General features: G+C 39.7%; 13 protein-coding genes. 5 read left to right on the top strand and 8 right to left on the bottom strand.

Going from position 1 to position 13,158, the window contains the following annotated elements; genetic code table 11:
- Positions 1-394: 394 nt before the first annotated feature.
- The 3 genes from Q7P05_RS02505 to Q7P05_RS02495 all read left to right on the top strand — a co-directional run bounded on the left by Q7P05_RS02505 (position 395) and on the right by Q7P05_RS02495 (position 4,630).
- Positions 395-1,162: a methionine synthase gene (locus Q7P05_RS02505; protein WP_060924860.1), complete on the top strand. Its 768-nt coding sequence runs from the start codon at positions 395-397 to the stop codon at positions 1,160-1,162.
- Between the two features lie 49 nt (positions 1,163-1,211).
- Positions 1,212-3,647 carry a homocysteine S-methyltransferase family protein gene (locus Q7P05_RS02500; protein ID WP_039968822.1) on the top strand — a complete coding sequence of 812 codons (2,436 nt, stop codon included), beginning with the start codon at positions 1,212-1,214 and terminating at the stop codon, positions 3,645-3,647.
- Positions 3,648-3,772: 125 nt separating this feature from the next.
- Complete coding sequence (locus Q7P05_RS02495; RefSeq protein ID WP_024063815.1) at positions 3,773-4,630, top strand: methylenetetrahydrofolate reductase; 858 nt, start codon at positions 3,773-3,775, stop codon at positions 4,628-4,630.
- Between the two features lie 147 nt (positions 4,631-4,777).
- On the opposite strand, the gene rsmG is transcribed toward Q7P05_RS02495, so the two are convergent.
- A complete protein-coding gene (gene rsmG / locus Q7P05_RS02490; RefSeq protein ID WP_303930257.1) occupies positions 4,778-5,530 on the bottom strand; it encodes a 16S rRNA (guanine(527)-N(7))-methyltransferase RsmG in 753 nt (250 codons plus the stop codon).
- A 773-nt stretch (positions 5,531-6,303) separates the two neighbouring features.
- Between rsmG and Q7P05_RS02485 the strand changes: the two genes are divergently transcribed.
- A complete protein-coding gene (locus Q7P05_RS02485) occupies positions 6,304-6,534 on the top strand; it encodes an AbrB/MazE/SpoVT family DNA-binding domain-containing protein (RefSeq protein ID WP_005384838.1) in 231 nt (76 codons plus the stop codon).
- 5 nt (positions 6,535-6,539) lie between these two features.
- Positions 6,540-6,941 (top strand): type II toxin-antitoxin system VapC family toxin, encoded by a 402-nt coding sequence (locus Q7P05_RS02480; RefSeq protein ID WP_295200869.1) that lies wholly within the window; start codon positions 6,540-6,542, stop codon positions 6,939-6,941.
- Positions 6,942-7,018: 77 nt separating this feature from the next.
- Here Q7P05_RS02480 and mnmG read toward each other — a convergent pair whose 3' ends face one another.
- From mnmG to rpmH, 7 genes are all read right to left on the bottom strand, one after another.
- Entirely contained in the window at positions 7,019-8,890 is a 1,872-nt protein-coding gene (mnmG, locus tag Q7P05_RS02475) for a tRNA uridine-5-carboxymethylaminomethyl(34) synthesis enzyme MnmG (protein ID WP_295231921.1), read from the bottom strand.
- Positions 8,891-8,925: 35 nt separating this feature from the next.
- A complete protein-coding gene (gene mnmE, locus Q7P05_RS02470) occupies positions 8,926-10,311 on the bottom strand; it encodes a tRNA uridine-5-carboxymethylaminomethyl(34) synthesis GTPase MnmE (RefSeq protein ID WP_303930256.1) in 1,386 nt (461 codons plus the stop codon).
- A 187-nt stretch (positions 10,312-10,498) separates the two neighbouring features.
- A complete protein-coding gene (jag, locus tag Q7P05_RS02465) occupies positions 10,499-11,296 on the bottom strand; it encodes an RNA-binding cell elongation regulator Jag/EloR (RefSeq protein ID WP_295780870.1) in 798 nt (265 codons plus the stop codon).
- Between the two features lie 8 nt (positions 11,297-11,304).
- Positions 11,305-11,973, bottom strand: a complete 669-nt coding sequence (locus Q7P05_RS02460; RefSeq protein ID WP_303930255.1) for a YidC/Oxa1 family membrane protein insertase — start codon at positions 11,971-11,973, stop codon at positions 11,305-11,307.
- A gap of 168 nt (positions 11,974-12,141) precedes the next feature.
- Entirely contained in the window at positions 12,142-12,363 is a 222-nt protein-coding gene (yidD, locus tag Q7P05_RS02455; RefSeq protein ID WP_071585418.1) for a membrane protein insertion efficiency factor YidD, read from the bottom strand.
- Between the two features lie 49 nt (positions 12,364-12,412).
- Positions 12,413-12,772, bottom strand: a complete 360-nt coding sequence (gene rnpA / locus Q7P05_RS02450; protein ID WP_227720850.1) for a ribonuclease P protein component — start codon at positions 12,770-12,772, stop codon at positions 12,413-12,415.
- 79 nt (positions 12,773-12,851) lie between these two features.
- Positions 12,852-12,986 (bottom strand): 50S ribosomal protein L34, encoded by a 135-nt coding sequence (rpmH, locus tag Q7P05_RS02445; RefSeq protein WP_004692946.1) that lies wholly within the window; start codon positions 12,984-12,986, stop codon positions 12,852-12,854.
- Positions 12,987-13,158 lie beyond the last annotated feature (172 nt).

Below are 13,158 nucleotides of genomic sequence, written 5' to 3'. Positions count from 1 at the left end.
CCAGCAGGCAAGGATGGCCGGGTAGAATGCCCGCGCCAGACGGTCCGCTTAACAACATATAATCAGATCATATTTAACAAATTGTTTCACGTGAAACATTAAAGTTAACATTAAATACATAAAAACTTTATCGTCAATAACTTTTGTGTCTAAAAAGCATTTTGATATAACTTCAAACTATATCTATATACTACTAAATTATATGAGAATACAGGCCCTATATGCTTTGACAGGCATTGGTGATATCTATATACTATTAAATAGATAGTAATTATATTTATAGGCATGAAAAAGATCATTATAAAGATTGATTTAATCTATAAACAATATACTAATATTAAGTACACGCTCTACGGATACGCAGAGCTTTTTATTTTGAAAAGGAGGCGTTTCCATGCCCATTTATAACGGAATGCTTCCTGCCATCGATAAAGCAGAAGTAAAACGATACGCAGGACTTCGTCATGCAGAGGATTTTCCTCAAAATTACGTAGACGAAGCATGTAAAGAAATCCAGTTATTAGCTACACCTAAAGGTGTATATCAAGAATATGATTATGATGCTGAAACAAAGACAATTTTGAGCAATCCACCGCTTAAAATCGAAGGTTCCATCATTGAAAAACATCTAGAAAAGTCTACAAAGGTCTATGTATTAGGCGTAACAGTAGGTGAAGATGTAGAAATTCGCAGTGAACAGTTATTCAAACAAGGTAACTACACTGTAGGTTTATTGCTTGATGCAGCGGCTACAACAGCAGTAGAACAAGTAGCAGATCAAGTAAATGAAGTTATCAATACAATTGCTAAAAAGCAAGGCTATAAACCAACATGGCGCTTTAGCCCTGGCTATGGTAACTGGCCATTAGAAATTCAACCACAACTAGCTAAAATCATCAAAACAGAGATGATTGGCTTACAAGTAACAGAGAATTATTTATTGTTCCCACGTAAGTCTGTAACAGCTATCATTGGTTTGATGCCAGCTAACGAAGACATCAAAACAAAACGTGGTTGCACATCTTGTTCTCAAAAGGATTGTGCATCTCGTAAACTACCAGAAAAGGCGACTGTAACGTCTAATAACGAAGGCGAAGAGGGCTGTAACAAAACAACAGCCGAAGCCTCTGGTATCGCTATGAAAGGCCAACCAACAGAATAATGTTTCACGTGAAACATTATAAAATTTAGGATGATAAAGGAAGATGTTTATGTATATATTTGACGGTGCTATGGGCACAATGCTTCAAGCTGCAGGCTTAGAAGAGGGCTATTGTCCAGAATTATTTAACGTAGAAAAACCAGAAGTAGTAAAGAATATTCACGCTCAATACTTACAACACGGCAGTGATGTTATCACAACAAATACATTCGGTGCTTGTGGTCTCAAATTAGAAGATTACGACTTACAAGATCGTGTAAGAGAAATTAATATTGCCGCTGTAAAGGTAGCAAAAGATGCTATTGCAGAGTTTAAACCATCTGCTCGTGTAGCTGGTTCTATGGGTCCTACAGGTCGTTTCTTACAACCATTGGGCAACATGAGCTTTGACTCTATTTATGACACATACCGCGAACAAGCTGAAGCATTGATCGAAGGTGGCGTAGATTTCATTATCATTGAAACTATCATCGACGTACAAGAAATGCGCGCCGCTTTATTAGCATCTCTTGATGCTCGTGAAGCAGCAGGAAAGACAAAAGAAGATGTACAAATCATCTGTCAATTTTCTTTCAGTGAAGACGGTCGTACTATTACAGGTACACCACCAGCAGTTGCAACTACTATCGTAGAGGCTATGGGTGCTGATATTATCGGTATTAACTGTTCCCTTGGACCTGAACAAATCACACCTCTTATTGAGGAAATTGCAAGCGTAACAAACTTGCCAATTATCTGCCAACCAAATGCAGGTATGCCTCAATTAATTAATAAACAAACTGTATTCCCACTTACAGCAGAAGAAATGGGTCCATTGATGCTTCCAATCGTAGATGCAGGTGCCAGCTATGTAGGCGGCTGCTGTGGTACGACACCAGCTCATATTCAAGCAATTTCTGACGCTGTAAAAGCACATACACCTAAAGAACGTGCTCACGTAGAACCTAAAACAATCATTACGAGCCGTACTAAATTGTTAGAATTAGGTCACAATACAAAACCTCTTATCATTGGTGAACGTATCAACCCTACAGGCCGTAAAGTTCTTGCTCAAGAGTTACGCGATGGCTCTTTCATCCGCGTAAAACGCGATGCTTTGGACCAAGTAGAAGCGGGTGCAGACATCCTCGACGTAAACATGGGCGTAGCTGGTATGGACCAAACTCCATTGATGGAACGTGCTATCTTCGAATTATCCATGCTCGTTGAAACTCCATTATCCATCGACACATTGGATCCAGCAGCTATGGAAGTAGCTCTTAAAAACTACCCAGGCCGCGCTCTTATCAACTCCGTAAATGGGGAAGAAGAGTCCATCACTCACGTTATGCCTTTGGCTAAACGCTATGGTGCAGCTTTACTTTGCTTGCCAATCTGCAGTGGTGATTTGCCTGAAAAAGCAGAGGACCGCGTTGCTTTAGCTGAAAGCATCGTAAATCGCGCTTATGGTTATGGTCTTCAACCACATGACTTATTACTTGACCCATTGGTATTAACACTTGCTAGCGGTGAAGATAGTGCACGCCAAACATTGCGTACATTACAGTTATACAAAGAGAAATTTGGCTTCCCAACAGTAATGGGCTTGTCTAACATCTCCTTCGGTATGCCTCAACGACCTTACTTGAACGGCCAATTCTTAACAATGGCTTTGGCATGTGGCTTAACTACACCAATTATGAACCCATTAAACTATCCAGCTAAAAAAGCGTTCGTATCTAGTACAACACTATTAGGCTGGGATCCAGGTTCTGCAGAGTTCATCAAAGAATACGGCTACGAAGACGAAACAAGTGCACCTGGTAATGCTGCTCCAAAAGGTCCTGAAAAGAAATCCTTCGACAGCAATGATCCATTGGCGAATATCCGTGCTTGCGTAGAACAAGGCGAAAAAGAAGCCATTGTTGATCTTGTAAAAAAAGCGTTAGCTGACGGCATGGACCCATTAGATATTACGAAAAAAGGCTTATCTGAAGCGATGAACGTAGTAGGGGATAAATTTGGTTCTGGTAAATTATTCTTGCCACAAGTAATGCTCGCTGCTGAAACAATGCAAGCTGCTTTCAACACAATTAAAGAAATCATTCCTGCTAGTGAAAGCTTAGATAAAGGTACAGTCGTTGTAGCTACTGTTAAAGGCGATATCCACGATTTAGGTAAAAATATCGTAGCAGCCTTGCTTGAAAACAATGGTTACAAAATCGTTGACCTTGGCAAGGACGTTGATCCAGAAGTCATCGTTCAAGCGATTAAAGACAATAAGGCGGCTCTCGTTGGTATTTGTTCCTTGATGACTACTACAATGCCTCAAATCGACAATACTATCGCTGCTATCCGCGCTGCAGGCCTTAAAACTAAGGTCATGGTTGGTGGTGCTGTAGTATCTCAAGACTACGCAGACCAAGCGGGCGCAGACATCTACGCTAAAGACGGTATCGCTGCCGTTAACCACGCAAATGATTACTTTGAAACATTAGAAAAATAATTTCTAATTTACATGACACAAAACAAGGTGAAAGCTCATCTTAAAAACTTATTTTGATGGTGAAAACCACTTAAAAGAGTAAACAAGATTAGCTTTCACCATATGTATAGATCAAGAGGTATATGATGACATTAAGAGAGAAACATCAACAAGGGAAATTCACCATCACTGTTGAATTAGACCCACCAAAGAGCAGTTCTGCTCAAAAAGTATTCGACCAAGCAGCTCGTTTAAAGGGTAAGGTTGACGCTATCAACATCGCTGACAGCCCTATGTCAAAAATGCGTATGAGCCCAATTTCCTTGTCTTATTTGTTACAACACAATAAAGATATCGAAACTATCTTTCACCTTACATGTCGCGACCGTAACATCATCGGCTTGCAATCCGAATTACTTGGCGCTGCAGCACTTGGCGTAAATAATATCTTAACCCTTACTGGTGACAAACCAGATAATGGGGACCATCCATTTGCACAATCCGTATTCGAAGTAGACTGCATGGGCTTACTTAACATCGCTAAAACTTTGAATTCTGGCAAAGACTTGGCAGGTAATGACTTAGACGAGCCTACAAACTTCTACATCGGTGCTACTGGTAACCCTGGTGCGCCAGATTTAGAAATTGAACGTCAAAAATTGGCTGCTAAAATTAAAAATGGTGCGCATTTCGTACAAACACAACCAATTTACGATTTAGAACAAGCAAAACGCTACATCGATAAAATGTCTGAATTCGATGTACCTATTATGCTTGGTTTAATTCCACTTAAAAGCTTCAAAATGGCCACATATCTACACGAAAAAGTGCCTGGGATCAACCTTACACAAGAAATCCTAGACCGCGTAGAAAAGGGCGGTAAAGAAGCGGGTACAGAAATCGCTATCGAAACATTGGAACAAATCAAAAAAATCGCTGCAGGCGTACATATTATGCCTTTAAACGATATCGATACAACATTACACATCATTGACCACGTATAAGACGTCATAAAATGATTATAGAACACCTTTCCCACGGCCTCCAAAGCGAGCTAAGTCGTCCTTAGGGAAAGGTGTTTATTTTATTTAATAAGCCTAGAGAAAAAGAAAAAGGATGCAAATCATAGATTTGCATCCTTTATTCATACATTAGATTAATGGCTTATCTTTAATTTCTTTTGGTTTACGTGGGTATTGTTTAGGTGTTTTACCTGTTTTCTTAATGTACAGGATTGCTCGTTTATCATCCAAGGTTGGAAGTGTAACAGTGCGTACTTCTTCAATCTTTGCTTTCAATGTGCTAAGGGCTTTATTAGATTCTCCCACTTCTTCTTCGTAGATGGCGCCTTTTAAAGCAATAACGTAGCCACCTTCTTTTACATATGGTACAGTCCATTCTAACAGAATAGGTAATCTCGCTACTGCACGGCTCGTAGCAATATCGAAGCTTTCACGGTAATCTTGATGACTAAGATCCTCTGCACGGCCATGTAAAGTAGTACAGTTCGTCAATTGTAGCTCATCCATAATGGATTCAAGGAAGGTAAGACGTTTTTTCAAAGAATCAAACAACGTAACCTTTAGACTACGGTCGTAGATGGCCAATGGAATGCCCGGGAAACCAGCTCCAGTACCAACGTCAATAATGGACATACCAGATTTAATGATATGTGGGTCATAGCAGGAGAGGGAGTCGATCATGTGTTTAACCACAACCTCTTTCATGTCTGTAATCCCCGTGAGGTTTAGATATTTATTTGTTTCAATCATGCGCGCATAATACACATAAAAGTCTTTTGCTTGCTCTTCCGTGCAAGGCAAACCAAATTCGCTCATTTGCTCCATCATATATGAAACAAATTCAAACTCAGACGCAATAGGCACATCGTATTTTTCTTTCATAAGTGCTCCTAATGAATTATTCAATATTTATATGATAGTGAAAGTAATCGACATGTAGTTAGAAAATCTCATGTCATATGGTAGATCATACAAACAAATCCAGATAATTAACAATATATAAGTTATAAGAATAGTATTTCTTATTTCAAAGGCTATAAAACTCAAAAATTTGCGTTCTACGCCGTTTTTGATCTATTTTATATAAGTTTATATATGAAAACTAATAAAACGACCATATAAGCGAAATATTTAAACCATTTTCCTTTATATTATAGCATATTCTCAATTAATTCTCATTTAAACAGATATATTTCCTAAAACACCATCTAAACATAGGGTAGAAGAGGTATTAACCAGTTATTATCATTTAAACAACAATATTGAGAAATCGGTCCATCTTTTTAACCTATTTTGTTAACCTTTTACAATATCTATTTTCAATTTCATCATTTATCTTTTCAGCAACTTCATTTCACAGTTTATTTCTAATTTATCACCATGAACTTTTCTTCACTTACAAAATATTTTGTCTATTCTGAATGAACACTCAATGTATTTCTCTAGCCTTCTTCACTTATAGATTGTTTTGTCTATTCTGAATGTACACCTAATATATTCTCCTGGTGTACATATTTTAATTATAGAATACTATGTATTTTATAAATATGCACATAAACATACATACTTGCTTTTTAATAATATGTATACAAAATTACATCTTGTTAAAATATATATCAAGGTATATACTTTTTATTAACAAGGAGGTGATATGTATGACCACAGCAAAGCTATTTGAAAATGGCCGTAGCCAGGCTGTACGATTACCAAAGGAATTTCGATTTAATGGTGATGAAGTAATCATCAACAAAATAGGGAATGTAGTCTTACTTATGCCAAAAGATGATGAATGGGCGGGATTTGTAGCTGGTTTATCATTATTTACAGATGATTTTATGTGTAACGGACGGGAAGATATTGATCATCAGGAGCGTGAAGCCTTATGAAGTATATGTTAGATACTAATATATGTATTTATGCTATCAAACAAGAGCCAGAAGTTGTACTACAGAAAATATTGAAACATCATCCTTCAGATATATGTATTTCATCAATTACATATGCTGAACTAATGCATGGTGTAGAAAAAAGCCAATCAAAAGATAAAAATAGATTAGCTTTAACACTTTTATTATCACCTATACAGATTATTGATTTCGATAGTCACGCTGCTGAAGAGTATGGAAAAATAAAAGCTGATTTACAATCACAAGGAAAAATTATTGGTCCTATGGATTTACTCATTGCTAGTCATGCAAAATCAAAGGGTCTTACTATCGTTACTAACAATACAAAAGAGTTTAAAAGAGTTAATCAATTAGAAGTGGAAGATTGGTCTAAACCATTAAGCTAATTCAACCTATTAAGTATTTACTAAAAAAGCTAGTTAATCATAGGATTAACTAGCTTTTTTGTATGTTATCACATATTTTATTTGCTTCGATTGTATTGTTCTAATTGGATCAACAGCACAGATACGTCCGCAGGGGATACGCCAGAGATACGGCTTGCTTGGCCGATGGAGTGAGGGCGGATTTTATTGAGCTTTTGTTGAGCTTCAAGAGAAATGCCCTTAATTTGTGTATAGTCCCATTCTTTTGGAAGAATTTTTTCTTCTAGTTTGCGAACCTTATCGACTTGGTCCATTTGCTTTTTAATATAACCTTCGTAAGTAATGGAGATATCAACAGCTTCTTCTACGTCAGGTGTATAGCGTTTTAAACCAAATGCATCGGCTACGATAGCATAGGAGAGTTCGTTACGTTTTACTAAATCGTAGGCATGAATACCTGTTCTAATAGGTGCTGTACCTAAATTTTCAAGCAAAGCTTGTGTTTCCTTGGATGGATTTACAGGTGTATTTCGCAACATATCCATCGCTTCTTCGATAGCAGCTTTCTTAGCTGTAAATTTAGCCCAACGATCGTCTTTTACAAGACCGATAGCACGACCTTTTTCAGTGAGACGCATATCTGCATTATCTTGGCGAAGTAATAGACGGTATTCGCTGCGGCTCGTCATCATACGGTACGGTTCATTTGTACCTTTTGTTACGAGATCATCGATGAGAACACCAATGTATGCTTCGGAGCGAGCAAGGATAAATGGTTCTTTACCTTCAAGCCATAAAGCTGCGTTAATACCAGCCATGAGACCTTGAGCAGCCGCTTCTTCATAGCCAGATGTACCATTGGCTTGACCAGCAGAATAGAGGCCTTCAATATGTTTCACTTGAAGGGCTGGTGTCAATTGTGTTGGGTTCAAACAATCATATTCAATAGCATACGCTGGGCGCATGATTTCTACATTTTCTAAACCAGGAATAGTACGAAGGAACGCATATTGTACGTCCATAGGAAGGGATGTACTCATACCTTGTACATACATTTCATTTGTGCCTGTACCTTCTGGTTCTACGAATAATTGATGGCGTTCTTTATCGGCAAAGCGCACCACTTTATCTTCGATAGAAGGGCAGTAACGAGGGCCTACACCTTCAATTTTACCGCTATACATTGGAGCGCGGTGAATATTGCTTGTAATAATTTCGTGCGTTTCTTTGTTAGTATAGGTCAGCCAACATACGTCTTCATTGCGGTTGATCCATTCATCCATAAAGGAGAAGGAGTGATGATGTGTATCGCCTTCTTGAACCTCCATATTTTCAAGGTTAAGAGTGCGTTTATCTACACGAGCTGGCGTACCAGTCTTAAAGCGCATCAACTCAATGCCATTGTCCAGCAAGGATTGAGAGAAATGTTCCGCTACGCGTTGACCATTTGGGCCACCTACGTAATCGATGTCGCCGATGAGGATTTTACCTTTCAAATAGGTACCTGTGCAAAGAACGACAGCTTTAGCACCATAGAACTCGCCAAGCTCTGTAACGATACCTGTTACTTTGCCGTCCTCAACCTTAAGCTCCGTAACCATGATTTGCTTAACATTGAGGTTTTCTGTATTTTCAATGGTTTGTTTCATCAAATGTTGGTATTTGATTTTATCCGATTGGCAGCGCAAGGAATGCACTGCAGGGCCTTTACCCATGTTGAGCATACGCATTTGAATAGCCGTAGCATCCGCGTTGATACCCATTTGACCGCCTAAGGCGTCAAGCTCATAAACAAGATGGCTTTTACCAGGACCGCCAACGGCAGGGTTACATGGCATAAGCGCAATATTATCTAAACTGATGGTCGCCATCAACGTGCGATGACCCATGCGGGCAGCGGCGAGGGCCGCCTCACAACCAGCATGACCACCACCGATGACGATGACATCATAATTATCTACTGTGTACATATGAATTTCCTTATAATTATTACTTATTTTGAAAGTTATTTACCAAGACAAAATCTACTAAATAGTTCGTCGATCATGCTTTCACGGATGGTGTCGCCTGTGATGTCGCCTAGTAGTTCCCAGGCGCTACGCAGGTCGGTTGCTACAAAGTCTACTGGCATGCCCATGTCGATGGAGGAGAGGGCTTGTTCGACTTGTGCCTTTGCTTGTTCCATGAGGCTGATGTGGCGCACGTTACTGATCATGGCGCTGTTGTCTTGTTTTACGCGACCGCCGTAGACGAGTTCTTGCACCCATTTAGAGAGAACTGCAGAGCCTTCGCCTTCTTTAGCACTAATGCGCTCGATGGCCGTAAAGGTTCCGTGATCTTTAATATTTTCGTCTGTAACGACTTGTGCCACGTCGGACTTATTGAGGAGTACGATAGTATTCAAACCGCTCACAGAGGTCAAAATTTCGATTTCTTCAGGTGTTAATGGAGTAGACCCGTCGATAACGCAGAGCACGATGTCTGCTTTGTTGATATAATCACGAGCACGTTCCACACCGAGGGCTTCTACCGTATCTTGAGTATCGCGGATACCTGCTGTATCGATAAGGCGCAAGGAAATGCCTTCAACGGTCATATATTCTTCAATACTATCCCGCGTCGTACCAGGAATATCTGTTACGATAGCGCGGTTTTCACGCAAGAGAGCGTTCATCAAGCTCGATTTACCTGCATTTGGACGACCTACGATAACTGTCGTAATACCGTCGCGAATGAGGCGGCCTGTATTCGCTGTGGACAAGAGATCATCCATAGCTTTCAGAATAGGCTCTAGTTGCTCACGAACCTCTTGGCTCGTTACATCCTCAATATCCTCTTCCGGATAGTCGATGGTTACCTCTAAATGAGCAATCATAGCGATGAGCTGTTCACGCACATCTTTCACAAAGGACGAAACGGTCCCATCTAGCTGAGATACAGCGAGGGAGAGGGAGTCCTCCGTTTTTGCTTCAATAATATCAATAATCGCCTCCGCTTGCGTGAGGTCGATGCGTCCGTTCATAAAGGCACGCTTCGTAAATTCGCCGGCCTCGGCCATGCGCACATCGTGATTTACGAGCAATTTCAGAATTTGTCGAACCGGCACAATACCGCCGTGACATTGAATTTCTACCACGTCTTCTGCGGTGTAAGAATGAGGGCCTTTCATTAATAATACAAGAACCTCGTCGATGGTCTTGTTCGTTCCGGGGTCCACAATGGTCCCGTATTGTATCGTTCTGTTTTGGCGGTCCATCAAAGGAACGGTGCCAGCGCTCTTGAACAGGCTATTTACAATAAGAAAACTATCCTTGCCGCTGACCCGAATAATACCAACCCCGCCGATACCGGGCGGCGTCGCAATGGCCGCTATTGTATCATCTATATACATACATATCTCCGTATTTCGATTATCTAGTATTTGCTTTTGTATATGTTCTTCGCCTGTGAAAGTTAAACTAAACTAATCTTTGCATGCGAAGATTAACTTAGGTTAGCTTTCACCATAACCTAAAGAATAAAGGGGGCAGCCCTCAAGCAACCGAGAATATCAGTCACTTGAAAGCTGCACCACTATATTATTTTTTGTACGTAATCACAACGTGACGGAACGGTTCGTCCCCTTCACTGTTAGTAACAACGTTTTTGTCGCCTTGAAGGGCAGTGTGAATGATTTTACGTTCAAAAGCATTCATTGGTTCTAAGGAAACCTTTTGACGGTTGCGTTTTACCTTAGAAGCCAAGCGTTTCGCGAGATTTACCAATGTTTCTTCTCGGCGAGAACGATAGTTTTCCACATCTACAACGATGTGGCAGTGGCCAGATACATCCTTGTGTGCCACGAGATTTGTTAAGTATTGAATAGCATCCAATGTTTGACCATGTTTACCGATCAAAATACCTAAATCTTCGCCGTGTACTTGGAATGTAATCTTATCTTTAGTCATCATTTTTTCGATAACTACAGTGAGGCCCATTTGTGTAAACATATCATCAAGGAATTGTTTACCTTTTTCAGCAATTTCTTGTTGATCTTCTTTTGAAAGTTCCTTTTTAGAAGGTTTTTCTACAACATCACCTTCAGAAGTTTCAACTGCTGTATCTTGTACTTCTGTTTCACTTGTTGCTACTGGCTTGGAAGCAACAGCTACAGATTGTTCTTCTACATGAGCTACTTCTTCTTGAGTAGCAGTTTTAGCTACAGATGTGAAGAATAAGCGAACAACTGCTGGTTTACGACCAATGCCCAAGAAGCCATTAGAAGGTTGTTCCAAGACTTTAGTTTCTACCAATTCTTGGCCTTCTGCAGCCAATTGAGCTACGCCTTTGGCAATGGCATCTTCAATGGTTTTAGCAGATACATCGATAAATTCCATAGTGTCTCCTATTTCTTAGCTTCTAAGCTTTTGTAAATGAAATGTTGTTGCACAAATTGGAATACATTGGATACGATCCAGTAAATAACTAAGCCAGATGGGAAGTTAAGGGAGATGTAACCAATGAATAAAGGCATAAAGATTGTCATAATCTTTTGTTGTTGCGCAGCAGCACCAGTTGCACCACTACTAGTTTGCTTGGACATAATCCATGTAGATAATGCACTCAATACTGGCAAAATGTACATTGGATCTGGTTCGCCAAGGCTAGGAAGCCATAAGAATTGTACATAGTTTTGATCGTATGGATAGCCTTGTAAAGCATAGAAGATAGCGATCAAGAATGGCATTTGTACCAATAGAGGCAAGCAGCCAGCTAGTGGGTTAACGCCCATTTCTTTGTACAATGCACCCATTTCCGCTTGAAGTTTTGCAGGATCGTTTTTGTATTTATCTTGCAATTCTTTCATGCGAGGCTGTAACTCTTGCATAGCCTTCATGGATTTGATTTGTTTAACAGTAAGTGGTGCCAAAATCGCTTTGATAACGATTGTTAAAAGGATAATAGCCACACCGTAGCTTGGATAGCCTACCATTTGAGTTAATTGGAACGCATAGGTTACCAATGTGCTCATTAAATCAACGATAGGTTGGAAAATACCACTTAAAAAGTCCATTGTTTCTCCTTTTTCATACAGTCCGAAATCGTCCTTTGCGCATCTATATATCGTTATGGTATGGTCTAAATTTCATCCATACAGATGCTCAGGTATTTCCAAAACTGTGCTAGATGTTTTTTGTGAAAGTTGCTTTCACAGAACGCATCCAGCCTAATCAAAAATAGATTAAGGTACTGGGTCATAGCCACCCTTGTGGAAAGGATGGCAGCGAAGAATGCGTTTTAAACCCATCCAGCTACCTTTCAAAGGACCATATTTTTCGATGGCCTGCAGAGTATATGTGGAACATGTCGGATAATAACGGCAACATCCAGGTTTTAAGGGAGATATGGCAAGCTGATAGAACCTAATTAAAAGTCGTAAAAGCGCGGTTATACAGCGTTTCATGGAAACCTCCATATACACAAAAAAGGACCAAAGCCTCTAACTTGTGGTCCTATTTATTATTTTGTATCAACAATTTGCTTTTTCGCAAGAGATACAAAATTTCCTTTTCCGCTTTTTCATAGGTAGCGTTTTTCAGAGGGCCACGTCCAACAATTACGATATGATACCCTTCGCGTATGGAATGTTGATTGAGGCGATATACCTCTTTCATAAGGCGTCTAGCTCGGTTGCGCTCTACAGCACAACCAACCTTTTTGCCGGTTACAAAACCAATGCGCGTAGATTGCTTCGCCACGGGCATACGATAGAGTACACACATACGGCCTACTTCGTATTTTCCGTGCTTATACACAAGGCGATATTCATTATTGTGCGTCAGTCGTCTTGCTTTATCGAGGCAATAATCCATATGCATTGTCCTTAAGTCCTAAGAATAGAAAAACTTGGCAGCAGCGCCAAGTTTTTTCTCCTGCCTAACAGCTATTATATTATGCAGATAAGCGTTTTCTGCCTTTTGCACGTCTTCTTTTTAAAACGAGACGGCCACCGATAGTTTTCATGCGTTCACGGAAACCATGGGTACGTTTTCTCCAAAGAGTATTTGGTTGGTAAGTACGTTTCATTAGTAAAACACCTCCTCGTCATTTTGTATTGTTTTACTTATACCATAACAGGGTAATTATAGAGTTAAAACGTAAATTTGTCAATATTTTAGGGCTATTCTGAAAGACTTTTATATAGATTTTACTTAAATCCGATAGAACTTAAAACTGATACTACTTTTATAGGGGGAGG

The organism is Veillonella dispar, assembly GCF_937975875.1.
GTDB lineage: Bacteria > Bacillota > Negativicutes > Veillonellales > Veillonellaceae > Veillonella > Veillonella dispar_B.
Note: the sequence above shows the minus strand (reverse complement) of the source record. Positions and strands in the feature narration are given on the sequence as shown.

Coding starts and splice junctions, on each gene's coding strand:
- Q7P05_RS02505 (WP_060924860.1), top strand. CDS start 395: ATGCCCATTTATAACGGAATGCTTCCTGCCATCGATAAAGCAGAAGTA.
- Q7P05_RS02500 (WP_039968822.1), top strand. CDS start 1,212: ATGTATATATTTGACGGTGCTATGGGCACAATGCTTCAAGCTGCAGGC.
- Q7P05_RS02495 (WP_024063815.1), top strand. CDS start 3,773: ATGACATTAAGAGAGAAACATCAACAAGGGAAATTCACCATCACTGTT.
- rsmG (WP_303930257.1), bottom strand. CDS start 5,530: ATGAAAGAAAAATACGATGTGCCTATTGCGTCTGAGTTTGAATTTGTT.
- Q7P05_RS02485 (WP_005384838.1), top strand. CDS start 6,304: ATGACCACAGCAAAGCTATTTGAAAATGGCCGTAGCCAGGCTGTACGA.
- Q7P05_RS02480 (WP_295200869.1), top strand. CDS start 6,540: ATGTTAGATACTAATATATGTATTTATGCTATCAAACAAGAGCCAGAA.
- mnmG (WP_295231921.1), bottom strand. CDS start 8,890: ATGTACACAGTAGATAATTATGATGTCATCGTCATCGGTGGTGGTCAT.
- mnmE (WP_303930256.1), bottom strand. CDS start 10,311: ATGTATATAGATGATACAATAGCGGCCATTGCGACGCCGCCCGGTATC.
- jag (WP_295780870.1), bottom strand. CDS start 11,296: ATGGAATTTATCGATGTATCTGCTAAAACCATTGAAGATGCCATTGCC.
- Q7P05_RS02460 (WP_303930255.1), bottom strand. CDS start 11,973: ATGGACTTTTTAAGTGGTATTTTCCAACCTATCGTTGATTTAATGAGC.
- yidD (WP_071585418.1), bottom strand. CDS start 12,363: ATGAAACGCTGTATAACCGCGCTTTTACGACTTTTAATTAGGTTCTAT.
- rnpA (WP_227720850.1), bottom strand. CDS start 12,772: ATGGATTATTGCCTCGATAAAGCAAGACGACTGACGCACAATAATGAA.
- rpmH (WP_004692946.1), bottom strand. CDS start 12,986: ATGAAACGTACTTACCAACCAAATACTCTTTGGAGAAAACGTACCCAT.